Source organism: Brevibacterium sp. JSBI002 (assembly GCF_026013965.1).
In the GTDB taxonomy this organism is placed as follows: domain Bacteria; phylum Actinomycetota; class Actinomycetes; order Actinomycetales; family Brevibacteriaceae; genus Brevibacterium.
On record NZ_CP110341.1, the window covers coordinates 3,481,833 to 3,506,033 of the forward strand.

Below are 24,201 nucleotides of genomic sequence, written 5' to 3' on the forward strand. Positions count from 1 at the left end.
CTGAGCCGCATCGCGTTCGTCCGCCTGTGTGCAGGGAACGCGGCTGACCGGCAGCGCTTTCGTGAGCCTTTGCGCCGGTCACGGTTGCCTGCGCGCAGCTCGTGCGAGTGCGCAGGACACGTGCTGGCTAGGGTGCGGGGCACGTGTCGTCTGTGCGCAGCGGTGTGCGCCGACGTGTTCGACTGTCACTGAGGGGCGGCCCGCCGCTGTCTGGGCGGTCGCCCGAAGATGGATGGTCACCCGGGAAACCAGGTGTGGGTCGGCGCTGCAAACGCCGATTGGGATGTCAGCCGAACGGGGGCGGGCCGCGGCGGTAGTTCGGGCCGACCACCGCCGATGTGACCGGCTGCGGCACCCGGAACGAAGCGCAGAGCTTGCGGAACGGTTCGTCGGCCAGGACTCCGGCCGCCTCGGCGAGGGCTCGCAGTGCGCCGATCACCGGCCCCAGGGCCAGCTGCAGAATGCTGAGGACGATGTCCTCACCGCGTTTGAGGATCACGGCGGTGACGAGGACGGCGACGGCGTGGGCGATGATCATCCCCGCCGAGGTGGCCCCGTGGCTCGCATGTTCGAGCGCGGATGCGGCAGGACCGAGGTCAAGGGAGCCGGAGGCTGGGACGATGTGTCCGGCATGGGTGTGGAGGGCCGCCTCGGCGGAAGTGGATCCGGCACCTGCAGCTCCGGCCTGACCGCTTCCGGATTGAACGGTTCCCGCGTGGGCCCCCGCATGGGCGAAGGTGTGTGCGGACCAGCCCATCGTCAGGTGCATGAGCACCTGTCCGAGGCCGAGCAGGCCCGCCAGAGTCAGGTAGCCCAGGCGCCTGCCGGCGACGATCATCGCCGACCAGAGGACGAGAACGAAGACGACCACAGTGCCCGGAATCGAGACGCCGCCACCGGCACCGAGGTGCATGAGCAGAGCCAGGAGAGTCGTGAAGAGGGCAGCGAAGAGCGCACGTACGGATTTCGTCCATCCGGTCATGGGCCCTCCTCTCAGCTCGCTCCCACATTCTACTCAATGTAGAACAATTTCGGGAAGGCGGCAGAGCCTACATCCGCAGCCAGGTATCGGCGGTCTTCTTGACCATGGCACCGGCATCAGCGGCAGCATCGCCCCAGACGACGAGGTTGCCATCGGGGTCAGTGGTGGAGTCGGAGAGGACGACAACGTCGAAGTTGCACACAAGACCCGCCATCGCCGAGGCGTAGACGGCTCCGGGGGTGCCCGCCGAGGAGACGTCGGCGTCAGCATCGCCTCCCGCCTGGGCGGCGGGGTCAGCGGTGACTTGGCCTGCTCCGGCCCCGGGCACGCCCGTGGTGGCGTCGACGCCGGGCACGCCCGTGGTGGCGTCGGCGCCGGCGATGATGATCCGGTCGACTGAGAGGTCATGCAGACCTGCGGCCAGATCGTCGACGCCTTCGAACACATCCGGGCTCTCGGACCGGAGCACAAGATCCTCTTCATCAGGGACGAAGATGCTCAGCTCCCCGTCGGGAGTGTCGGCGAGGTCAGCCTTCGTCGACGCGAAGATGAGCACACCACCCACGGCGCGGGTGCGGGTGACGATATCGCCGAGGGTCTCCATGGCGTCATCGCTGGGGTAGCTGGCGTCGTCGGTGTCAATGAGGAGCAGGGCATCCATACTCCAATCGTGCCACGACCGACCGACACATTCGAAGCCGGTTCGCCTCGGCCGCAGCCGACAACACCCTTGACCTGCATGGACTCAACGAGGCTTGTCAGCTTCCTCGAACTATGGCGAACACCGTATTTGTGTTCGAAACTTTTTTAGATCACCTATGGACTTTCACACATTATGAGCGTACAATGGATTCCAACAACAACGATGTTGGTGAACGGAATTCATCCCCATGACCCTCACTCCCGAACGCAGCTCCGATCATGCCGATCGGAACGCCGACCACTCCCCGCAGACCAGCGGTCACCCGCTGCTGGCCGACGAGGAGTGGGCAGATCTCAGCCGCTTCGCGCCCGAAGTCACCTCGTCGATCACTCAGCTGATGAGCCTCAAAGACGAGCTGCGCTCGTTCGATCGCCCCATGGGACCGGATCAGGCCATCATGCTCGCCGATGGGGTCGAGGCGATCACACGCATCAACGATGCATTGTCGACGCTCGCACTCTCCGTCTGCGAACGCGTCGGAACACCCAGCGATTTCGGCGCCAAGTCGACGAAGTCGCTCATCGAGAACCGATTCAACCTCACCGGCGCGGAGGCGAATCGCCGCACCGATATGGCCAAGAACCTCGGCGGACGCGTCGACATGGCCGGACAGGCTCTGCCGCCTCTCTACCCTGTCGTCGCAGAGGCCCTCCATGCCGGCACGATCTCCGCCGCCCAGGCGTCTGTCATCGAAGACTGCATGCGCAAACTGCCCACGTGGGTCAGTCAGACGGTCCGCACCGACGTCGAGACGCGCTTGGTCGACAACGCGCCCAAGGTCCGTCTCAAGGATCTGCGCGAGATCTTCGGCAAGCTCATGGGCTATATCGACCCGGACGGCGCAGAGCCGAACGACTCGGCCGACCGCTCTGCGTACAACATGTCCATGCGTGCCAAGACCAACGGCGACTGGGAGCTGCGTGGACTGCTCGACCCCGTCACCGGCGGCACTCTCAACGGACTGCTGACCTCACGAATCCAGTCTGCGGGAGAAGACGACAAGGCCGGTGCCGACAATACCGGTGCCGACTCGGCGACCGGCGCCTCTGGGATCGCGGCCGCGGGCAATCCCGCCACCGTCACCGCTGCTTCTGAGGGAACGAGCTCGCCGCTTCCTGACACGGAGCTGCTTGAGATCGTCGATGCTGTGCTCTCCGGTGACCGATATGACGCGAAGCGAGTTCCGGAACCCGATCTCGACGCAGCTCGCACGAGCGGAAATTCGGCGCCCGTCCCCGGCGTCGGTGTTCGGGAGGACGGCGGTTTCGTCGACGTCAGCGCTGAACAGCCCTCGGCGCGCGAATGGATCTACGAGCGATTCGCCGGCCTCGTCACGACGATCGACAAGCAGCGGACGGCTGCGGGAGCGCCTTATGCTCTCGTCATCAACGCCACCGCCGAAGATCTGGCCAAAGGAACAGGACACGGCACCACGGGCGCCGACAATCCCATTCCCATCAAGGAACTGATGAGAAACGGCCTCAACGGCTCGCTGTTCTTCCACCTCATGAGCGACAGGGCCAAGACGATGCAGGTGGCCACAGAGCAGCGCTTCGCCAATCGCAAACAGTTGGCAGTGATCACCGCCCGTGACCGAGGTTGCACCTTCCCCGGCTGTGACGCCCCTCCCGGTTGGTGCGATGCCAACCATGTGTTTCCATGGTCGCTCGGCGGCAAGACGGAGATCAACAATCTCGCGCTGCTCTGCAGCTATCATCACCACCTGCTCGACCGCACCGACTGGGACACGGTGATGCTCTTCGACGGGCGACCAGCCTACATTCCGCCCGCCGCAAAGGACCCGGCTCGTAAGCCGGTCCTCCACGCCCGGTTCATCGCGGACGACATCGTCGACTCCCTGTTCGACAAATAGCCGCCCCAACTTTCAGGGGACAGCTGTGCCCACTTTCCAAGTTCAGCCGGACTCAATTCGGTTCTGCCATGTTCGGCTGGGTTCAGTCCCCCAACGAAGAGGCCCGGATGCTCACGTCCTCATCGAGCAGCAGGAGGTCAGCCGACATTCCGGGAGCCAACAGGCTGCCGCCACCGGCGGCACCGGCGGCACCACCCGCCGCATGCAGAGAATCGCCCGACTCCGGCACTCCGCCCACGGCACGCAATGGAACGAGGCTCGCGGACTGCACAGCGTCGAACGGGCTGAGTCCCACCTCGGCGACTGCCCGCTTCACAGCCTCGTCCATCGTCAACGTGGACCCCGCGATGGCGCCCTGAGTGCCATCCGCGGTAACCAGGCGCGCTACCGAATCCTTGACCTCGACCGGGAGCGAACCAAGGTGATAGCTCCCATCATGCAGGCCGGTCGCCGCCATGGCGTCAGTGATGAGAGCAAGGCGCCCGGGCGCGAGTTCGTGGAGCATACGCGCGACCGGGGCGACGACATGGACGCCGTCATTGATGAGTTCGATGGTGACATGCTCGGCCTCGGCCGCGGCGAGGACCGGCCCCGGAGCACGGTGATGGACTCCGGGCATCGCATTGAACGCGTGGGTGAGGATGCTCGCCCCCGCTTCGAAGGCCTGCGCGGCCAGCGCATAATCGGCAGCCGTGTGACCGACGGCCACACGCACCCCTGCCGCAGAGAACCGACCGATCGCATCGAGAGCACCGGGAAGTTCGGGCGCGATCGTGATCTGCACAAGAGTTCCATCGGCCGCCTCGAGGATCGCCTCGACCGCCTCCGGAGTCGGCGATGTGAGCACTTCGGGCGCATGCGCACCTTTGAAATCCGGGGACAGGAACGGACCTTCGGCGTGCAGGCCCATGACCATGGCCCGCTCACGGACGAGTCCGGCGCCCGCGCGCAGGGACTCACACAGCCCCTCGATCGTGTCGGAGACGTAGGACAGAGCGAGTCTGCCGGTGCCGTGGGCCCGATGCACGTCGAGGATCGCATCGATCCCCTCGTTCCCGTCCTCGGCGCTCGCACCGCCCGCACCGTGACAGTGGATATCGACGAACATGGGAGCCACGTATCCGCCGGCGCCGTCGATGATCTCACCTCTCGCCGAGGCGGCCCTGTCCTTCCAGCCGTCCCCGCGGCCCCGTGCAGTGACCGTTCCTTCGGCGATCGCGATCCACGTGTCAGCGGTCTCCTCGGAGAACGTCGCCCGACCGCCGTCGAGGATGCACGCATTGTGGATGACCGCCTCGGCGGGGATCCGTTCGGTCTGTGTCATCAGGGTCCTTCCATCGCTCTGAACAACCCTCACCCCAGTGTGCGGACTCGGTTCGCGTCGATGCCGAGCACGTGAGAGTCGAGGAACGCGAGCACGGTTCGGTACCAGACCTCGGCGTTCCCACGGCCGAGGATCCAATGCCCCTCGTCGGGGAAATAGAGGAACCGGTGCTGAGTGTCGCCATCGGCGTCGAGCGGAGTCTTCGCCCGGGTGAGCAGGTCCAGCCACAGTTCCTGGCCCTGCCCGATCGGCACCCGGTAGTCCTTGTCGCCGTGGATGACGAGCATCGGCACCTCGATGTCATCGGCGAACAGGTGCGGCGAATACTGCGCCGACTGCTCCCGCATCGCCTGATCCCACGACGAATTGTCCGTCGTCCGCCCCATCGACGTGGTGTTCCACAGAGAGGCATGGGTGACGATGCACTTGAACGCGCTGCCGGTGTGCCCTGCCACCCAGTTGGCCATGTATCCGCCGTAGGACCCGCCGGCCAGTGCGACACGTTCGGAATCGATGTCCGCTCTCTCCCCTGCGGCCTCGGTCAGCGCCATGATGTCGGTGAAGGGAGTGCCGCCGAGCTGCTGCTGACCGCGGTCGATCATTGCCTGCCCGTAGCCGGTGGAGATCGCCGGGTCCGGCAGCAGCACCGCATAGCCGGCAGCAGCGAAGGGACCCGGATTCCACCGGTAGGTCCACGCATTCCACGATCCCCACGGTCCGCCATGGGCGAATACGACGAGCGGATGCGGCCCCTCCCCCTCCGGGAGCACCAGCCACGCGCGGATCTGCGTGCCGTCCTCGGCACGAACCTCCACCTCGGTGAGGGTGCCTTCTTCCTCGAGCACCGTCGCCGGGTTCGCGAGCTCGCTGATGACCCCGGTTCCGAGGTCGACGGAGATCGGCAGCGGTGCGACATCGATCGCCGAGGCGGTCGCCACGACCGTGTCCTCGCGCAGAGCCAGCCCCGAGAACGAATACTTCTGATCGGCGCCCCCGACCAGCCGCCGAGGCTGAGCATCGTTGATGCCACCGATGAAGATGCTGCCGCGACCATGATCATCCGCGGTGGCCACGATGGTCGAATCGTCCGCCCAGATCGGAGAGAACCAGAAATCGGCATCCGGCCACACAGGATTCAGTTCCGCGGTCTCGAGATCGAGAACCATGAGTTCGGCCGCGAGGTTGGTCTGCGGAGTCCAATTCTGTACGCGAGTGACCAGTGCTTTCGTCCCGTCCGGGCTGATGGCCTCGATGTCGAAGCTGTGATCGGCAGCCGGTTTCGTCAGACGGTGCAGTTCGGGTTCCCCGTCGAGGTCCACGCGCCAGATCTCACTGGCCTCGAGCTGACCGGGGATCGGCTTCTCGAGCTGGACGAGGGCGAAGCGGGCCCCATCGTCGACGGCCCAATCGACCAGTCGGCCAGACGGCAGGGACAGGTACCGGAAATCCAAGCCCGCCGGGGGGCTCAGCTCGTCACTGACTTCCGGAAAGTCGGCGTCCGCCTCGTTGAGCGTGGCCACGGCCAGGGTCTGTCGGCCCGGCCCCAGATCATGATCCCAGCGGCGGATCGGGAACCCGGTATGGAGGATCCCGCTGACCTTCGCATCGCTGCGTTCGGTGCTGAATTCCTGATGGTCGTTCTCGTCGGCGGCCCACGTATGGACGGGGAACTCGACGACGATGGTCTCGCCCTTGACCTCGATTCGGGAGAAGCCGCCCTCATGGTCGGCAAGCTTGCGGGCCTCACCGTTGTCCGGCAGAGCCCACAAGCTCGGGGATTCGGTATCTTTGCCGTCCTCGCCTTTGCGTTTGGAGGCGAAGACGATCGTGCCGTTCTCGCTCAGTGCGGCCGGTCCCACGGACTGACCGCCCCGAGTGATGCGTCGGGGCGTCTCCCCGCTGATATCGGCGAGGTGGCTGAGGGAGGAATTCCCCTCGGAATTGAGAAACGAGTACTGGGCGATGACGCGGCCGCTCTGATTCGTCAAGAGGCCTTGCAGGCGGCGGGCGTCGAGGAGTCGGGTCACTGCGTCGTGGGTCGTCATCTTCCCATCCTAGATCCCAGCGCGGATTCCGGGGTGAAATCCAGAGAAACCCCAGATCGCCGAGGCGGTCGACAGTCCCCGAAGAGTCAGTGGAAACTCGGTGACGGGACTTTCTCACCGTCAATCGTCACCGTCGGCAGCATCTTCTTGAAGTCCTCCGCCACTTCGGTGTTCGTCTTCGGTGTGCGCATCTCGATTGACAGATTCACCAGGCGCCCGTTGATCTTGTAGCCCGTCTGCACCCCGAAGGCATAAGTCGGTTCGTTGTTGATAGCGAGGATCTCGGTCGGGCCGAGTTCACCCTGATAGCTCCAGAACTCGCCCGCGGCCAGCGACCCCGTCTGCTCGGCCAACACCTGTGAGTCCTGTTCGGAGAAGTTGTACCGCCTCTTCTGATCGACGACTTCCTGAGCACTGTCGCCGTATTCGTCGGTGCAGTTGACGAGGATGGTATCGCCGCGAGTCGTGTCGTCACCGTGGTTGAAGACATGGAACTGCTCGGTGCTCCCGGTGCTGTCTCTCCAGTCATCACCGATCGCGAAGGTGACTTCAACCGGGCAGCTGCTGCCGAACGTCACTGACGTCTTCGTCATCCCCTCGGGGATGCCGGCTTCGGTGGGCTTGCCCGTGGGCTCGGGTCCGGCGGTCTCCTGCACGCCGATGCGCACCGGCCCGGCGGACTTGTCTTCCGTGCGGACCTGGAATACCGAGCATCCGCTGAGGAGGACCGTCAGTGCGAGAGTGCCGGCAGCAGCGGCTCGTCGCACCGAGGCAGGTCTGCCCGAGGCGGGGTTTCCCGACGCCGGTCCGCCCGAGGCAGAACTCCCCGAAGCGGGTCTCTTCGCAGCGAAGATCCCCACTGAGGACATATCCGCTGCCGTGCGCCCAGTCACTGGTCTCACTGCTGGTCACCTTGCCGGCGACGTTTTGGGTACCCCGCTTCCGGGCCGTTCTGATTCGGCTGAGCCTGTCGGTACCCGTGCTGGGGCGTCTGCGGACCGGAATTGGGCTGACTCCCCACAGGTGGCTGGCCGAAGTTCTGCTGACCCGAATGCGGCTGACTTCCCACCGGAGGCTGGCCGGGATGCTGAGGGCCGGAATTCTGTGGACCGGACTTCTGGGGACCCGAGTGCGGCTGGCTGCCGACCTGCGGCTGCCCATAGCCCGGTTTCTGTCCTCCGCCGTTCGGGTCCTGACGCGGCGGTTTGAACTGCGAATGCTGCCCGGAATCCGGCGGGAACCCGCCGGAGACGGATTCGCCCGTCCGACGATTGACCAGGTTCCCGTCGACCCGCTCGAGACGACGCTTCGACGTCCGCCGCGGAGTGCCGAGGATCCGTCCCTGCAGTTCGGCGTCATTGGGCTGACGCGGAGGCAGGAATCCGGGCGCCTGCCGCGAATCCGCCTGCTGCACCGGCTGCACCGCATGCGAACCGGCAGCGACCCGATCCATATGATCCGACATCTGCGGAACGGTCACGGGTGCGGCATCGGCAAGGACCGGGAGGACCATGCGCACCGAGGTGCCCACGCCCTCCTGGCTGAAGAGCTGCACGGATCCGCCGTGCCGAGTGACGATGGCACGCACGAGCGAGAGGCCCATGCCCGAACCGGCGACCGCGCGTACACGTGAACCGCGAGAGAGCTCGTCCCAGACGTTCTCCTGTTCGGCCAGCGGGATGCCGCTGCCCGTATCCGCAACCTCGACGACGACCCAGCGGTGGCCGTCGATGATCTGCTCATTGGCGCGCAGCTCGACGACTTCGGCCTGAGACGAGTATTTGAGGGCATTGCCCAGCAGGTTGAGAATCGCGGTGAGCAGCAGATCCTCCTCGCCGGCGACATCGGGCAGCCGCCACGGAGCACGGGCGACAGTCGCCACAATCATCCGATCTTCGGCGCCCGGCGCGGTGGAGGCATCTTCGACGGCCTGATGGATGAGCGCGTCGAGATCGACGCGGGCGTATTCGATGATGCGCGTCTCGACATCGGCGAGCTTGCGCAGATCGGCCAGCAGTCGAGCGACCCGGCGTGAGGACACGTCGACCTGCTTCGCTGCCGGCTCCACCTCGCTCAGAGTACCGCCGTCACGGACGACCTCGCGGATGCTCGCCGCCGAGGTGCGCAGCGCCGTCAGCGGATTCTTCAGCTCGTGGTCGAGTCGGATGAGCATCCGATTGCGCTTCGTCATCGAATCCTCGGCCGCGGCGTCTCGATGGATTCCCGCAGTGAGGCCTCACGCTTCTTCAGATGCCGCCAGCCGAACCAGGCACCGACGGCCAGACCGCCGAGCACGATGACGAGCAGAAGCAGGAACAGCCAGACCTGGATCTCGAAGACAAGGAAGTTCGTCATAGACGGCTCTGTCCGTCCTCCCCGCGAACCTCACCGACGAACCGGTAGCCGCGCCCCTGCACAGTGGCGATCCACCTGGGCTCTGCGGCATCTTCGCCGAGCACGCGACGCAGTTCGGCGACACGGGAGTCCACGGCACGGGTGCCCACAGCCTCTTCGAATCCCCACAGCACTTCGAGCAGGCGGGAGCGTTCGATGAGTTCGTCCTTGTGCACCATGAGGTACTCGAGCAGGGTGAAGCCCTTAGGCGTGATGACGAGTTCACGCTGCCCCAACCAGGCCCGGCGTCCGACTCGGTCGACGCGCAGGCCGAAGCTGGACACGAGCACCGGTGCTGTGGCCAAGGGCGGCCCGTCATTGCGGGTGCGACGCAGCACGGCACGGATGCGCGCGACGAGCTCGTGCGGGTCGAAGGGCTTGTTGAGGTAGTCGTCGGCGCCCTCTTCGAGTGCCATCGCCCGCTCGACGCCTTCGCCGACCTGAGTCAGCAGCAGCACCGGAACCCAGTTCTCCTCCTGGCGCAGTCGGCGCAGCACCTGCCGTCCGTCGGCTCCGGGCATGAGCACGTCGAGGACGCACACATCGGGTCGGTGGCGGTGGATCTCATCGAGGGCGAGCAGTCCGTCGCTGGCGGGCAGAACCCGGAATCCGGAGCGTTCGAGGAACGGCACGACCGCTCCGAGGACGTCCGGCTCATCATCGGCGACCAAGACGAGTGGTTGGGGCTCGGTGTGATTGTCAGCCGTCATGGTGGTCAGTTCCGGTTCCTCTCTGGCGTTCCCAGGCGATCTCTCTCGCCTCGGCACGATCGACCGCCTCGGCGAGTTCATCTCGGTACAGCATAGATCGACGCAGGTGCTTGGTGCGATATCCGGCGCGGCCGACCATATGGGTGGCGACGGGGATCGTCACCAGTTGGAAGGAGATGATGATCGCCAACGTCGTCACCGTCGCCCAGGTCGGGAACTGGATCGCGATCGCCACAGCGACAAGCACCAGGCCCAACACCTGGGGTTTCGCACTCGCATGCATCCGCGAGAGAAGGTCGGCGAAGCGGACGAGACCGACCGCTGCGGCCAGGGACAGGACCGCGCCGAGGACGATGAGCACGGCCGAGATGATGTCAAGAACCACGACTGTTCCCCTCTCCGTCTCGGTCCGATCCGTCGCCACCCGATCCGTCGCCGTCCGACATGTGCTCGGCGTCTTCAGGTCCCGGGTCGGGCCCGGTGCCCTCGCCCTCTCCATCGCTGTCGGCGTGGGCGTCGTAGGTGGGATCCGTGATCTCGGTGACCTCCGGCTCCCCGAGCTCCGTCGCTTCGGCGCTCTGCTCCCCCGCACCACGCGGCATATGCCAATCCGTGCTGGTGAAGTCCGACAGTGCCCCCGCCTCGGCGCCCAGGGTCATCGAATCGGACTTCGACACGTACCTCGACACGCTCACCGAACCGACGAAGCCGAGCATCGCGAGCACGATGAGCACGGGCAGCAGATCCGTGCGGTCGGACAGAGCCATATACCCGCCGAGGCCGCACATGATCGACGCGAGCACGACGTCGGTGCCGATCATGCGATCGAGGATCGACGGACCCCGGACGATCCGGAAGAGCGCGATGACCACCGAGGCGGCCAGCAGCACCGAACCGGCGATGACGAGGGTGTGGAGGACGATCTCACCCATCAGCGACCTCCCTCGGTCTCGCCCAGCGGATCCGGCCTGGCCCGCAGAGAGGCGAGGTCACGGTGCGAACCGAGGGTGCGGATGAGCAGCTCTTCGATGAAGTAGACCTGCGCCTTGGCCTTGCGCAGCTTCTCCTCGGAATCGCAGTCCAGGAAGTGCAGATAGAGGATGCCCATGGCCCGGTCGCTGTCGATGATGATCGACCCGGGGATGAGGCTGGCAGTATCGGCGATGAGGGTGAGCACGAGGTCCGAGCTCGTGCGCAGATCGCAGGCGATGACGGACCCGGCTCCGACCGCCTTGCGGCGGAACGCATACCAGGCGACTTCGACGGAGGCGTGGAGGACCGAGTAGAGGAACCACAGGCCGAACACCGTGGCATGCCAGACGTTGAACCGTCCGGACAGCACGACGGGCGGCAGGTAGAACACGCGGGTGACGATGAACGCCAGCACGATTCCGGTGACCACGGTGACCACCGTGATGGCGTCCCACAGCATCAGCCACAGCAGAACCAGCGAGATCAGCAGCACGAGCTGCTGGATGACTCCGCGGCCCCGGCTCATCCGCGCCCGGTTGGGAACCGGTGCACGATTCTGTCCTTGGTCGCTGGCCCGGCCCTGGTCGCGGACCTGTCGCTGAGCTCGGGCCCGGCCCTGCGCATCGTCCCGGCCCTGAGCTCGCGGCCGTCCGTGCTCGTGATCGGGGCTCATCAGTCATCACCTCCGAGCACGTTCGTGACGTAGTCGATCGGAGTCGAGAGGTTCTCCGCCGCCCGGTTCGACATGTCCCACAGGGGTTCGGCGGCGATCGTGAGCACGATGGAGGCGATCACCACCACCGAGGTGGCCGCCACCATGGCAGGGGGCACTCCGATCTGAGATTTCCACGTCTTCCCCGCCAGCAGCGTCTTCTTCCGCTCCGTGAACTCCTCGACGAGGTCCTCGTTCGGCTCTTCCACGTCGACCGGATCTCGCCAGAACGCGAGGTTGAAGGTACGGCCGATGACGTAGAGGGTGAGCAGGCTCGTCACGGTGCCGGCGACGATGAGGACCGTGGGCAGCCACGCATGATCGTCGAAGCCGGCGAGGAAGAGCGCGACCTTGCCGATGAACCCGGAGAACGGCGGAATGCCGGAGAGATTGAGCGCCGGGATGAAGAAGATGATCGTGATCACCGGAGACAGCACCATGAGACCGCCCAGCGACCTCGTCGAGGTGGACCCGCCGCGCATTTCGACGAGTCCGATGGCCAGGAACAGCGCGGTCTGGACGATGATGTGGTGAACCGTGTAGTAGATCGCCGCGGACAGGCCCACACTCGTCCCCAAGGCGACGCCGAAGAGCATGTAGCCGATGTGGGAGACCAGGGTGAAGGACACGATCCGCTTGATCTCCGACTGCGCGATGGCGCCGAAGATGCCCACGAGCATCGTCAGTCCCGCCGCGATGAGCAGCGGCACCCGCAGGGACGATTCGGAGAACAGCAGAGTTTCGGTGCGGATGATCGCATAGATGCCGACCTTCGTCAGCAGTCCCGCGAAGACCGCAGTCACCGGGGCCGGTGCCGTCGGGTACGAGTCGGGAAGCCAGAAGGACAGCGGGAAGATCGCGGCCTTGATGCCGAAGCCCAGCAGCAGGAGGACGTGGAGGATCATCTGCACATCGGCCGGCAGGTCCGAGATCCTCCCCGCCAGCTGCGCCATGTTCACGGTGCCGCACGCGGCGTAGATGATGCCGATGGCGGCGAGGAAGATCACCGAGGACACCAGCGAGATGATCACATAGGTGACTCCCGCCCGAATCCGCTCCGCTGTGGCACCGAGCGTGAGCAGCACATACGAGGCGACGAGGAACATCTCGAAGCCGACGTAGAGGTTGAACAGGTCTCCGGCGAGGAACGAATTCGCAATGCCCGCGCACAGCACCAGGTAGCTGGGGTTGAACACGGAGATCGGGGTCTCGTTCGAGTCGTCGTTGGCGTCCTGACTCAGTGCGTAGACGAGCACGCACAGGGTGACCAGCGCGGACACGATGAGCATAAGCGAGGACAGCCTGTCGGCGACGAGCACGATGCCGGCCGGTGGCTGCCAGCCCCCGATCGCCACAACCTGCGGTCCGTGCGCATCGACCCCGAAGAGGATCAGCGTGGCGATGACCATGACCGCGACCAGGATCGCGATCGACACGAGGTTCTGCGCCCGCGTGTGCTTGGACAGGATCAGCGCGATGCCGGCGCCGATGAGCGGCAGCAGAACCGGCAGGGGAACGAGTACGGGCAGAAGATCGATCATGCGTCGTCTCCCTGCGGTTTCGCGTCCTTGGCCTCTTCGGCGACTTCGGCCTCCTCGGCGCTGTGGGCCTCCGTCTGCGAGTCCGCGGCCGCCTCGGCGATGGCATCGGCCTCGGCCGGAGTCGACGCATCCTCGATATCGTCGACGAGTTCCTCCCGCTCCGCAGGAGTCCCGTCGTCGTCGAGGTCGATGGCGCCGGTGATCGGGGACTCCGCCTCGTCGCCGAACTCGGTGTCGTCGTAGTCGGTGCTCGCCTCCGCCTCGGAGTCGATGAGCTTCGTGATCGCCACCTGGAGGTCGGTGTCGTCGTCCTGCAGCGAATCGGCGCGCATGAGCCTCCAGGAACGGTAGATCATAGCCAGCAGGAATGCCGTCACGGAGAAGGTGATGACGATGGCCGTGAGGACGAGGGCATGCGGCAGCGGATCGGACATGCCCTCGGTCGACAGGTTCTCTCCGTCGGTCAGGGGCGGGGAACCGCGCCCGGCGGTGAGGATGATGAGCAGGTTCACTCCGTTGCCGAGCAGGATGAAGCCGAGCAGAACGCGCGTCAGGGAGCGTTCGAGCATGAGGTAGATGCCGGCGGCGAAGAGGACGCCCATGGCCAGGACCATGACGAAGGAGACGCTCACAGTCGGCCCCCTTCCGCACCGTTGTCGACGTCGAGTTCGTTGACCCGGTCGATGATCTCGGACACGGCTCGATGTTCGGCGGTCGCGCCCAGGTTCTCGGAGAAGTTCACATTGTCGTGGATGCGGTCGGTCAGCATCGCCTCGTCGCGCTCCTGGTGCAGGTCGACCTCGGCCCCCAGCGAGCGGAGGATGTCGAGCATGAGGCCGACGACGATGAGGTAGACGCCGATGTCGAAGAACGTCGACGTGCCGAAGGACACGTGGCCCAGCAGCGGCAGATCGCCCTCGAGGTAGACGGAGTCGAAGACCGTCTCACCCCAGATCCACCCTCCGATGACGGTGAGGATCGCGGTGACCAGGCCGGTGCCCAGCATTCCTGAGGGGGTGAAGGGGGCCGCCTCGGCGAGTTCGTACTTGCCTCCGGCGAGGTAGCGCACGACGAGGGCGAGGCCGGCGACGAGGCCGCCGGCGAATCCGCCGCCCGGGGCGTTGTGGCCGGCGAAGAGCAGATAGACGGAGAAGATGATGACGGCGTGGAAGATGAGGCGTGCGGTGACCTCGAGGATGATCGACCGGTTGCGCGGGGCCAGGGTGCGTCCGGCGATGAGCCAAGACGCTCGCTTCTGCGACAGCCCCTCGCTGCGGCCGGTGTGGTGGAGATCGACGACGTCCTCGGCCACGGGCTGGAAGCGGATGCGGCCGGCCGCCTCGGTGCCGTCCTTCTTCCTCTCGAACCGGTGCAGGTGACCTTCGCGACCGCGGACGAAGATGAGGCCGGCGATACCGGTTCCGGCGGCCACGAGCACCGAGATCTCGCCCATCGTGTCCCACGCACGGATGTCGACGAGGGTGACGTTGACGATGTTCCTGCCGTGGCCGAGTTCGTAGGCGAGCTGCCCGAAGTCGGTGGAGATCGGATCGGCCACGCGCACACCGGTGGCGATGAGGACCACGAGCATGACGGTGATGCCGACGGCGCCGCCGATGATCGCCCGCCACGCGGGGGTGAGGCGACCGGTGGACTCACCGATGCGCGCCGGCAGCCGGCGGAGGACGAGGACGAAGACGACGATCGTGATGGTCTCGACGAGCACCTGGGTCAGGGCCAGGTCGGGAGCGCCGACGAAGGCGAAGTAGGCGACCATCGCATAGCCGGAGATGCCGGTGACGACGACGGCGGTGAAGCGCTTCTTCGCGCGGGTGGCCCCGATCGCGACGATGACGAGCACGGCCGCGACGATGAGATCCAGCGGAGTGTCCCAGAGCCGGAAGGTGATGTTCCACGTGTCATTGGCGATGATCGCCAGACCCAATCCGGCGACGAGGACGAAGTAGACCACGCCCTGGTAGAACGGCAGCGAGCCGCGCTGAGTGCGGGCGGTGACCCACAGCGCCAGGGCTTCCATCCGGCCGATGAGCATCCGGTAGAGCTCGTGGAAGTCCAGTCCCGACGGCAGTGTCGCCTGGACCTTCGCGAAGGGACGGCGGACGATGAACAGGGCCAGGCCCGCGGCGACGGTCACAGCGGTGAAGGCGAGCGCGGGTTCGAATCCGTGCCACAGCGCGAGGTGGTAGTGCCCGTCGCCCTCGGCCACAGCCGGCAGTCCGGTGGTCCAGGCGGAGAAGTAGCCGTCGAGCAGTCCGACTCCCGGGCCGAGCGCCAGGGTCAGCGCGGTGAGGATGAGCGGGGAGACGACGAGGGTGAGCTTTTCGTCGCGGCGGGCGATGTCATCGACGCCCGGCTTCGACGAGAACGCACCCCAGATGAAGCGAGCCGAGTAGGCGACGGTGAGGATCGAGCCGATCATGATCCCGATGAAGGCGATGACCGAGGTCTTGTCCGGCGAGGACAGCAGCGTCGAGTATGCGGCTTCCTTCGCAGCGAAGCCGAGCAGCGGCGGCAGCCCCGCCATTGAGGCGGCTGCGATCGTCGCGCACACGGCGACGACAGGGAAGGCCCTCCACCCGCCGGAGAGCTTCGTCAGGTCACGGGTGCCGGCACGGTGGTCGATGATGCCGACGCACAGGAACAGACAGGACTTGAACAGGGCGTGGGCGATGAGCAGACCCAGGGCCGCCTTCGTGATGTCCGGAGTCCCGAACGAGGCCATGGTCGTGAGGAAGCCGAGCTGCGAGACCGTACCGAAGGCCAGAAGCAGTTTGAGGTCGGTCTGCTTCAGCGCCTGCCACCCGCCGATGAACATCGTCAGCAGCCCCAGGGTGAGCAGCACCTCGGACCAGCCGGGGATGTTGTGGTAGCCCGGTGCCAGGCGCAGGACGAGGTAGATTCCCGCCTTGACCATCGCAGCGGCGTGAAGATAGGCACTCACCGGAGTGGGTGCGGCCATGGCGCCGGGCAGCCAGAAGTGGAAGGGCATGAGCGCGGACTTCGAGATCGCGCCGACGAGGATGAGGATGACGGCGGAGACGATGACTCCGCCCGTGTCCATTCCGGACTGGGCACGGTCGATCAGGGTCGAGATCTGCCCGGTGCCGGTGGCGGTGATGAGCAGGATCATGCCCACGAGCATGGCCAGGCCGCCGGCCGTGGTGACGATGAGCGCCTGCAGGGCAGCCTGCCGCGAGCGACGGCGGGACTGGCTGTGCCCGATGAGCAGGTACGAGAAGACTGTGGTGCCTTCCCAGAACAGGTAGAGCATGAGCAGTTCGTCGGCGACGACGAGCCCATACATCGTTCCGGCGAAGGCCATGAAGATTCCCGCGAACCGAGCCAAGCCCGGCTCGTCCCGCGGGAAGTAGCGCGTGCAGTAGACGAAGACGAGAGCTCCGACCCCGGTGACCAGCAGCGTCATGATCCAGGAGAGCACGTCGAGGCGGAAGACTCCGGAGAGGCCGAGTTCGGGCAGCCAGTCGAGATCCTCGACGATCGGCTGGGCCGCGGGGCCGAACAGATCGGAGATCGCCGACAGGCTCCACAGGAGTCCCGCGAAGGGAACGAGGGCGAGGAGGAAGAAAGCGTTGCGGCCGAGCAGGCGAACCAGAGGGTAGGCGATGACAGATGCCCCGAAGAAGGCCCCTGTCATGATCATCACCGGCGGCCACCTCCGTCATATGCCTGTTTGTGAGAAAAGTTCGTCAGGTCATTTTCGCACGGACAGGTGTCGTTTCCCCAATTGCTGGATGTGAGCTGAGACAGGCTCTGCCCCGGCACGACACCGATCACGCGCGTTTCCGACGACTGGTCACGCACGCAGCTGTCGGCTGGTCACGAGGAAGCCGTTCTCGTCGAGTCCGATGCCGTCCGAGCCGACGAGCAGCTCGGCTCCGATCGCGTCTGTCAGCTCGGCCACCCGACCGCGCATCCGTCGGAAGCGGCGTCCCGGGTTCGGCTGATAGCGCTTCGACTCGGTGTCCATCCAGTGCACGTGGTATTCGATCTGCGGGGCGTCGGTGTGGGCGGCGACGATCGGCGGAACCCACTCGGCTTCCATCACGCGGATCTCGAGGCTGCCGGCGGATTCATCGATCTCGCCGAGCGGGACGAGCAGGGCATAGCCGTCGAGGATGACCGGGGCGGAAGGATCGAAGAGCGGATCGTCGATGCTCGCTTGGGCCAGCACATCCTCGTCGGGGGTGGGCAGGGCCTGCTGGAAGGCGTGCGGTGCATGGCGGCGCACGAAGTCGAGCGCGACCGCCGGCTCCATCCAGTACGAGGAGTAGATGTAGAGGTCGACCTTCGCTTCCGGGTCGGGGATGATCACCCGCGTCGGCAGTCCGGGTTCGTCGGCCAGGCGCACGCCGGTGTGGAGGCGGGAGGCGACGGAGAGCATGAGGCTGAGCATCCGCTCCTCCTCCCGGTCCGGCATTCCGTTGGGGAAGGCCTCGTGGAGTCCGTCGGCGTCGGCGAACCAGTCCGGCGGCGGGGTCGGCTGCCGGTCTCTGGGGCAGTCGATGACGATGGCGTGCCGAGCCCAGTCAGGGACTTCGAGCGCGGCGGCATCGGCTGTGTCGAGGGCAGCCCCGGAGCTGAGTCGGGAGTGCCGGCTCAGTCGCAACTGCCCGTGCTCGTCGAGCACCGGGCGAAGGTCGGGCAGCTTGTTGTGGATGAGCGCGAGGACGTCGGAGACCTCGACCGCGCCATCGAGGAGGATGAGGTGGAAACCGCGCAGATCCGCCGAGGTGGCCGTGTCCTCGGGTACGGACGTGTCGCCGCCGTATCCGGGCCGTCCCGTCGACGGCATTCCGGTCCGCCGCCGGCTCGCGGCCTGAGCGTCGGAGGCAGGGGGCACGGAGCCACCGGCGTCAGGGCCCACCTGGTCTCCGGTCGCATTCGGGACGCTCGAAACCTCGGCGTCGGGGGCCTGGTAGCGCGCGGCGTCGGCCTGTTCCCGGGCGGCGCGTTCAGCGGCTTCGCGTTGCAGCCGCAGTTCGCGGCGGGTGATCACATGTCCCTCCGATAGAAATTGAGGTGCGAACGGGAAGCGGTCGGACCGCGCTGGCCCTGGTAGCGGTTGCCCGTGGCCTGCGAACCGTAGGGATTCTCCGCCGCCGAGCTGAGGCGGAAGAAGCAGAGCTGACCGATCTTCATTCCCGGCCACAGCGTGATCGGCAGCGTCGCGACGTTCGACAGCTCCAGTGTGACGTGGCCGCTGAAGCCGGGATCGATGAATCCGGCGGTCGAGTGGGTCAGGAGGCCGAGACGTCCGAGCGAGGACTTGCCCTCGAGCCGGGCTGCGACGTCGACGGGCAGGGTCACGAGCTCATGAGTGGAGGCGAGGACGAACTCCCCCGGGTGGAGGACGAAGGGCTCCCCCGGAGCGGCTTCGACGAAACGCGTGAGCTCGGGCTGTTCGAGGCTCGGGTCGATGACCGCGTACTTGTGGTTGTCGAAGAGCCGGAAGTAGCGGTCGAGACACACGTCGACGCTGGCCGGCTGGATCAGCGACGGGTCGTAGGGGTCGAGGGCGATGCGCCCGGAGTCGAGCTCGGCGCGGATGTCGCGGTCGGAAAGGAGAGTCACGCTTCCGATGGTAGTCGTTGCGCGCCCCGCACGCTCAAGCTTTCTCTCCTCCTCCCTCCGCCGAACCATGGGTCGAGCATGCAGAATCGGCCGGCGAAATCCACCGACACGCCGCAACTATGTCACAACACGGTAACGATTCTCGGGATTTCTCCTGATTTTTACCCGTGTGTCTCCCCATAGCGGCGGATGAATGCTTTAGGGTAATGAGCTGTACGGACCCGCGCACGATGGTGCCTTCCCCTTCTTAAGCCAAGGAATGCCGGGAGTCCATCGTCTTTCGTGGGTAGACAACAATCGAAAGGCATTACTGTGAAGACCTCGCGTCTTGTGCTTGCCCCCGCAGTAGCCGTTGCATTGACAGGTCTTGCTGGCGCCCCGGCGTTCGCAGCGACAGAGTCCACCGCTTCGGTCCCTCAGCAACCGCTGTGCGCCCAGGGTGATCAGCAGTCATCGAGCAGCTCCGAAGCGGATTCTTCGGTTCCCGACGAGTCGGATCCGCAGGCGACCCTTGCGCAGGCGCAGGTGACCCGCGCCGATATCGCTGACGACAAAAAGGGAATCGGCTTCTCCGGCACCGGATTCAGCCCGGACCAGAAGGCCACGGTGACCGTCGTCGGCACCGATGGCACCGAATATTCGCCGGACAAGAAGCTCACGGTCGACGAAGACGGAAAGGTCTCCGGCACCTACTTCTTCACCGTCACCGACGGTGCCAAAGTGCCTGTCGGCGAATACTCGCTCTACCTCACCGATCTCAAGTCCGAGAAGAAGTCCTCGAAGGTGACTTTCGACGTCGTCTCCAAGGCCTCCGAGGTCGACGAACCGGGCAAGGGCGACGACGACAAGTGCGAGTCGGCCACCGGTCCCATCAAGACTCCGGACGAGACTCCCAGCGAGACGAAGTCCCCGGAGCCCTCTGAGACGAAGACCGAAGAGCCCACCACCGAGGCGCCGAAGCCGAGCCCGTCGGAAACCGACAAGGCCGAGGACAAGGCTCCTGCCGACGGTGTGAAGCCGGGACCCGCCGAGGGTCCGAAGGACGACGAGCCCAAGGCCGACGAGCCCAAGGTCGATGAGACCGACGGTGCCGAAGGCGACGAGAAGGCCGAGGACGAGGCTCCCGAGTCCACCGGTCCGGCCAGCCCCGGCACCGAGGACAAGAAGCCTGCCGCAGCCGCGCAGGCCTCCATGTTCATCAACCCGACCGAGGTCAGCTCCGAGGACTTCCTGAACGACGGCATCAAGATCGGTGTCAGCGGTGCTCAGCCCGGCGAGAAGGTCTCGATCACGGTCGAGCATGCCCAGGGCAAGGTCGACCGCTACACGATGACCAAGGAAGCCGATTCCGAAGGCAAGGTCACGTTCGGTGTCCAGGCCAAGGTCAAGGCCGTGCTCGGCACCTACAACGTCCGCGCCCAGGCCGAGAGCTTCGATGAGCCCCAGGGCGGAAGCTTCACCGTGCTCACCAACGGCACCGCCGTCGATGAGGGCGGCAACGGGGCCGGGAACGGCAGCGGCTCGAATGATTCGGGCAGCGACCTGCCGCGCACTGGTGCCGAGATGACCGGTCTGGCACTCGGTGTCGGTCTGCTCGCAGTCGGTGCAGCAGCAGTCATCATCACCCGTCGGCGGATGAACGCCTCCGACGATCCCGCGGAGTTCTAAACCGCATTGAACGATGAATTGTCCCTAGCGGGGCTGCAGCTCGACGGACGCGAGATCGACCTCGGACGTCTGCGAGCAGGGACAATGCTCGGACTCATGGGCAGCCCGGACAGTACCACCTCGGTGGTGCTGTCCGCGGCGGCCCTGCCCCACGTCGCACCACCACCACGCTTCCCGACCGGTCGCCGGTCGGGTCGCTTGCGTGTGCGCAGCTGGATGAAGGGCTATCTTCGCAAAGCCGATGCCGGATCTGGGGAGGCGGCATCGGCAGCGGATCCATCGGCTGCCTTGACATCATTCGGACTGCGTCCCGACGTTCTGCGCCGTCGCCTCGATGATCTCGACGCGACCGATCGTGCCCGCCTCGCCCTGGCCGCGGCCTGGGCGAGCGGCGCGAAGTGGCTGACCCTCATCGACCCGTTCGGTTCGGTCCCCGGCCATCTGCGCACCGGGCTGCGGGGGCGCTTCGCCGAACTCGTCGCCCAAGAGGGCCGCGGTGTCGTCTTCAGCTCGAATTCGCTGACCGACCACACCATCGCCGAGGCGGGGGTGGCCGATATCGAAAAGGACCAACTCGTCGCGCTCGGTTCCTTGGAGCAGATCGTCACCGAACCGCGCGGTTCGCTGCCGGCCGAGCTCAGCGGCGTCAATGTCTATTCCGGGCTGGCTCGGAAGGGATGGCTGTCCATCGGCCATTCGGCCGTGCGCGCCCGCACCGAGCTCGACGGAAAGGTTTACGTCACCCTCGGGTGGCGTGCCGCCCTCCTGTCACTGGACGAACACGACCCGGCGTTCACCTCGGCGACGGTGTTCGAAGCCATCGTCACGGGACTGCGCGATCGCGGCTCCTGTCTGCAGGCGAAGCTCTCACCGGTCGACACGGAGATGGGACTCGCCCTCGACGTCGACCTGGCCGACCTCGCCGGAGTGGCGAGCAGGCAGACGGATCCGGCGGATTCGACGAAGTCCGACGCATCCGCCGAATCGGCTGAGGATTCCGCGGCGACCGCCGAATCAGACGCGGGCGAAAAGCCGACCGTCGGATTCGGTGTACTGCATCCGGGACTCGGCGCGACGATCTCCGAACTGCGAGCCAACGTCAAGGTCGGCACGCATGTCTTCGTCGAGGTCGACACCTCTGCCCTGCATGCCTACCCGGTCGAGTGATCCGCGGCAGATAGACTGAGAACTGCCCGGTCCCCTCAGTCCCCAACCGAATCAGGAGCGCCATGCGAACGTCGCGCAGACTTCTGATCTCAGCGCTGACGGTCGTCGTCCTCACAGTGGCAGCGGTCCCCCTCCTCAACTTCGCCGTCTACACGCCCGCCCGCGCCGCCGAAGCCTACATCTCGGCGATCGAACGCGGCGATGCGCAGAGTGCTTTCTCCTACCTGTCCACGCCGACTCCGTCGTCTACCTTGGCGCTCAGTGACGAGGTGCTCTCGGCGGCTCCCGACCTTCCGCGCGCGCCCGAGGCCGAGACCGTCTCCGTCGACGACGATCATGCGCAGGTCCGCCTCAGCTACAACCTGTCCTCGCAGGAGCAGACCGTCGATCTCAACATGGTCCGTCTGCCTGCCAGCGCGGGACTCTTCAACCGCTGGGCCATCGAACAGGAAGAATGGCCGACCCTGACCCTGGACGTCTCCGGTTCGTCGACGGCGACGGTCAACGGATACGGGGTCAGCACGGGAAGTGTGCCCGTGCTGTTCCCGGCGAGCTACCTCGTCGGTTTCGATGCGACGTATCTGAAGTCGCGATCCCAACGCACCGAGGTGACCGCCCCCGGCGACTCCCCCACCGTGAAGCTCTCGCCCGAGCCCACGACCAAGCTCGAACAGACCGTGGAGGAGCAGGTCACCGACCATCTGCAGGACTGCATGAAGTCGAAGACGCTCATGCCGGCCGGCTGCGTCTTCGGCTACGACACGGACAACGAGATCATCGGCGATGTCTCCTGGTCGCTCGAGCGCAGTCCGCAGATCGGGCTGACCTCGTCCGGAAACGATCTCGAACTCACTCCTTCGACTGTCGAGGTGCGGGTCAAAGGACGCTACCGGGACATCGTCACCGCTGCCGAACACGACTTCGACGAGAAGCTCTCCTTCGTCCTCGGCGGCTCGGTGGTCGTCAAGTCCTCACAGGTGAGCTTCGAACCGCGCCGCCTCGGCGACGTCACCATCGCCTGACCAGCTGCGGGCGACAGTTCTCGAGGGCCTGCGGGCGCGACAGTTCTCGAGGGCCTACGGGCGGGCGCCGGTGGGGCCTAGCAGCTGCGGATGCCGCGCGCGGCGTCAGGCCCGTGCCTGGCAGCCGGCTCATCCCGCGGAGGTCCGGCTCCGCCGCCACGGGCCTGAGTCCGTTCCTCCGGCGGCTTCGCCTCTCGCTATTCTCCACACCAAAGTGATTGTTGGGTCGATCCACGGCGTTCAGGGCGCTGAAACCGCCGTGGATCGCCCCAACAATCGCACTGCGCGGGGCTTCAAACGTGACTCAAGAAGCCCCACTCACACGTTCTTTCCTGTGGATGGACTACTCGCCCTGTTACAGCGGACTGCGACCGGACCGTGTATAAACCGCCGTTGGCCAGGGTTGAGGCTGTCTCTGCACTCCCACACCGGTTCCTGAGGACCAGCAGAAAGTGTCCACAGGCGTATCCTGCCACGTTCACTATTGACTGCGTGTGCAGGATCCTGACTTTCATGCACACAACGATTCGGTCGCCTGCCGATTTCCAGACGGCACCCGTCCCATTTATGCACCGCGATCTCGAAGCGCGGGGGCTCACGGAATTCGCGCTGAAAGACCGGTCTCGATTCATACAGGTCTTCCGCGGTGTGTGGGTTGAAGCCGCTCCAAGCTCTCGTGTTCTCTGCCCTCCGTGGGCGGGTCACCAGTGGTTGCAGCAACAAGTGAGACTTTCAGCGCTTCTGCTCTTGCACCCGAATGTCGTCGGCTGTTCCCTCACGGCCGCTGTACTCTACGGGTTGCCACTGCCTCACCAGCTCACGGACTTCGACACGCACGTCATCACCAGCGACCGAGGTCTGAGGATTCGGCGAAGAGCCGTGCAGCTCCACCGAGGATCCGGCTTCGACATCACTGAGTTCTACAACCTGCCGTTGATTTCAGCCACAGATCTGTTCTTCGAGCTTGCCCCGCTGCTCGGCGCAGATGACCTGGTCGCAGTGGGCGACGCGGCGATCAGCAGACAGAACAGTGGTCCGCTCACCAGCCTCGATCAGCTTCGGGCGAGGGCCGAGGCAAGCCACTATCTCAAGGCTCGAAAATCGGTACGGCGGGCGTTGTCACTGATCCGCGAGACAGTCGATTCTCCGCGTGAAACGTGGTTGAGACTGTGGATCATCGAGAACGGATTTCCAGAGCCGGTCGTCCACCCGGAGGTGAGGTGTTCGACGGTCTCAGCGGCTCTCCGTCCTGACCTCGGGTACCCCGATATCAAGCTCGCCATCGAATACGAAGGTGACCATCACAGGACTTCGTCCTACCAATTCGGCGTGGACATCGAGCGTCGGCAGCTGCTGGAGGCCGAAGGATGGGTGGTCCTTCGGGTCTCGAAGCGAACAGATATGGACACGTTCAAGCATATTCTGGCGACGTACCTCAGTTGAGCGAGCGTTCATTCGAAGCGTCCCTGCTGACG

The 24,201-nt window shown here is 65.6% G+C and carries 21 protein-coding genes; 5 read left to right on the top strand and 16 right to left on the bottom strand.

The window, feature by feature from the left end; translation table 11 throughout:
- Positions 1-286 precede the first annotated feature (286 nt).
- Positions 287-982: a hypothetical protein gene (locus LJ362_RS15750; protein WP_264799963.1), complete on the bottom strand. Its 696-nt coding sequence runs from the start codon at positions 980-982 to the stop codon at positions 287-289.
- Between the two features lie 67 nt (positions 983-1,049).
- The gene (locus tag LJ362_RS15755; RefSeq protein WP_264799964.1) at positions 1,050-1,643 is read right to left on the bottom strand and encodes a hypothetical protein; all 594 of its coding nucleotides are present in this window, start codon (positions 1,641-1,643) and stop codon (positions 1,050-1,052) included.
- 229 nt (positions 1,644-1,872) lie between these two features.
- On the opposite strand from LJ362_RS15755, the gene LJ362_RS15760 reads away from it, so the two are divergent.
- Positions 1,873-3,558 carry an HNH endonuclease signature motif containing protein gene (locus tag LJ362_RS15760; protein ID WP_264799965.1) on the top strand — a complete coding sequence of 562 codons (1,686 nt, stop codon included), beginning with the start codon at positions 1,873-1,875 and terminating at the stop codon, positions 3,556-3,558.
- Positions 3,559-3,640: 82 nt separating this feature from the next.
- Here LJ362_RS15760 and LJ362_RS15765 read toward each other — a convergent pair whose 3' ends face one another.
- From LJ362_RS15765 to dcd, 14 genes are all read right to left on the bottom strand, one after another.
- Complete coding sequence (locus LJ362_RS15765; protein ID WP_264799966.1) at positions 3,641-4,882, bottom strand: N-acetylglucosamine-6-phosphate deacetylase; 1,242 nt, start codon at positions 4,880-4,882, stop codon at positions 3,641-3,643.
- Between the two features lie 29 nt (positions 4,883-4,911).
- Positions 4,912-6,927: a S9 family peptidase gene (locus LJ362_RS15770; RefSeq protein WP_264799967.1), complete on the bottom strand. Its 2,016-nt coding sequence runs from the start codon at positions 6,925-6,927 to the stop codon at positions 4,912-4,914.
- An 86-nt stretch (positions 6,928-7,013) separates the two neighbouring features.
- Positions 7,014-7,829 carry a hypothetical protein gene (locus LJ362_RS15775; RefSeq protein ID WP_264799968.1) on the bottom strand — a complete coding sequence of 272 codons (816 nt, stop codon included), beginning with the start codon at positions 7,827-7,829 and terminating at the stop codon, positions 7,014-7,016.
- The gene (locus LJ362_RS15780) at positions 7,826-9,118 is read right to left on the bottom strand and encodes a sensor histidine kinase (RefSeq protein WP_264799969.1); all 1,293 of its coding nucleotides are present in this window, start codon (positions 9,116-9,118) and stop codon (positions 7,826-7,828) included. The genes LJ362_RS15775 and LJ362_RS15780 overlap by 4 nt, the downstream gene beginning before the upstream one ends.
- Positions 9,115-9,282: a hypothetical protein gene (locus LJ362_RS15785; RefSeq protein ID WP_264799970.1), complete on the bottom strand. Its 168-nt coding sequence runs from the start codon at positions 9,280-9,282 to the stop codon at positions 9,115-9,117. Before LJ362_RS15785 ends, LJ362_RS15780 begins: the two co-directional genes overlap by 4 nt.
- Positions 9,279-10,031, bottom strand: coding sequence for a response regulator transcription factor (locus LJ362_RS15790; RefSeq protein WP_039211949.1), 753 nt, complete (start codon positions 10,029-10,031; stop codon positions 9,279-9,281). The genes LJ362_RS15785 and LJ362_RS15790 overlap by 4 nt, the downstream gene beginning before the upstream one ends.
- Positions 10,021-10,416 (bottom strand): monovalent cation/H(+) antiporter subunit G, encoded by a 396-nt coding sequence (gene mnhG, locus LJ362_RS15795; RefSeq protein ID WP_264799971.1) that lies wholly within the window; start codon positions 10,414-10,416, stop codon positions 10,021-10,023. The genes LJ362_RS15790 and mnhG overlap by 11 nt, the downstream gene beginning before the upstream one ends.
- Entirely contained in the window at positions 10,406-10,963 is a 558-nt protein-coding gene (locus LJ362_RS15800) for a monovalent cation/H+ antiporter complex subunit F (protein WP_264799972.1), read from the bottom strand. The genes mnhG and LJ362_RS15800 overlap by 11 nt, the downstream gene beginning before the upstream one ends.
- A complete protein-coding gene (locus tag LJ362_RS15805; protein ID WP_264799973.1) occupies positions 10,963-11,676 on the bottom strand; it encodes a Na+/H+ antiporter subunit E in 714 nt (237 codons plus the stop codon). Before LJ362_RS15805 ends, LJ362_RS15800 begins: the two co-directional genes overlap by 1 nt.
- Positions 11,676-13,256 (bottom strand): Na+/H+ antiporter subunit D, encoded by a 1,581-nt coding sequence (locus LJ362_RS15810; protein ID WP_264799974.1) that lies wholly within the window; start codon positions 13,254-13,256, stop codon positions 11,676-11,678. The genes LJ362_RS15805 and LJ362_RS15810 overlap by 1 nt, the downstream gene beginning before the upstream one ends.
- Positions 13,253-13,888, bottom strand: coding sequence for a Na(+)/H(+) antiporter subunit C (locus LJ362_RS15815; protein WP_169253543.1), 636 nt, complete (start codon positions 13,886-13,888; stop codon positions 13,253-13,255). Before LJ362_RS15815 ends, LJ362_RS15810 begins: the two co-directional genes overlap by 4 nt.
- A complete protein-coding gene (locus LJ362_RS15820; RefSeq protein WP_264801866.1) occupies positions 13,885-16,938 on the bottom strand; it encodes a Na+/H+ antiporter subunit A in 3,054 nt (1,017 codons plus the stop codon). Before LJ362_RS15820 ends, LJ362_RS15815 begins: the two co-directional genes overlap by 4 nt.
- Positions 16,939-17,091: 153 nt before the next feature.
- Entirely contained in the window at positions 17,092-18,294 is a 1,203-nt protein-coding gene (locus LJ362_RS15825; RefSeq protein WP_264799975.1) for a hypothetical protein, read from the bottom strand.
- Positions 18,291-18,869 carry a dCTP deaminase gene (dcd, locus tag LJ362_RS15830; RefSeq protein WP_139468980.1) on the bottom strand — a complete coding sequence of 193 codons (579 nt, stop codon included), beginning with the start codon at positions 18,867-18,869 and terminating at the stop codon, positions 18,291-18,293. Before dcd ends, LJ362_RS15825 begins: the two co-directional genes overlap by 4 nt.
- 312 nt (positions 18,870-19,181) lie before the next feature.
- Between dcd and LJ362_RS15835 the strand changes: the two genes are divergently transcribed.
- The 4 genes from LJ362_RS15835 to LJ362_RS15850 all read left to right on the top strand — a co-directional run bounded on the left by LJ362_RS15835 (position 19,182) and on the right by LJ362_RS15850 (position 24,169).
- Positions 19,182-20,537: an LPXTG cell wall anchor domain-containing protein gene (locus LJ362_RS15835; RefSeq protein ID WP_264799976.1), complete on the top strand. Its 1,356-nt coding sequence runs from the start codon at positions 19,182-19,184 to the stop codon at positions 20,535-20,537.
- Positions 20,538-20,543: 6 nt separating this feature from the next.
- Positions 20,544-21,704: an ABC transporter gene (locus LJ362_RS15840; RefSeq protein WP_264799977.1), complete on the top strand. Its 1,161-nt coding sequence runs from the start codon at positions 20,544-20,546 to the stop codon at positions 21,702-21,704.
- A 62-nt stretch (positions 21,705-21,766) separates the two neighbouring features.
- Positions 21,767-22,726: a hypothetical protein gene (locus tag LJ362_RS15845; RefSeq protein WP_264799978.1), complete on the top strand. Its 960-nt coding sequence runs from the start codon at positions 21,767-21,769 to the stop codon at positions 22,724-22,726.
- A gap of 393 nt (positions 22,727-23,119) precedes the next feature.
- Complete coding sequence (locus LJ362_RS15850) at positions 23,120-24,169, top strand: hypothetical protein (protein ID WP_264799979.1); 1,050 nt, start codon at positions 23,120-23,122, stop codon at positions 24,167-24,169.
- The last annotated feature ends 32 nt before the right edge of the window (positions 24,170-24,201 follow it).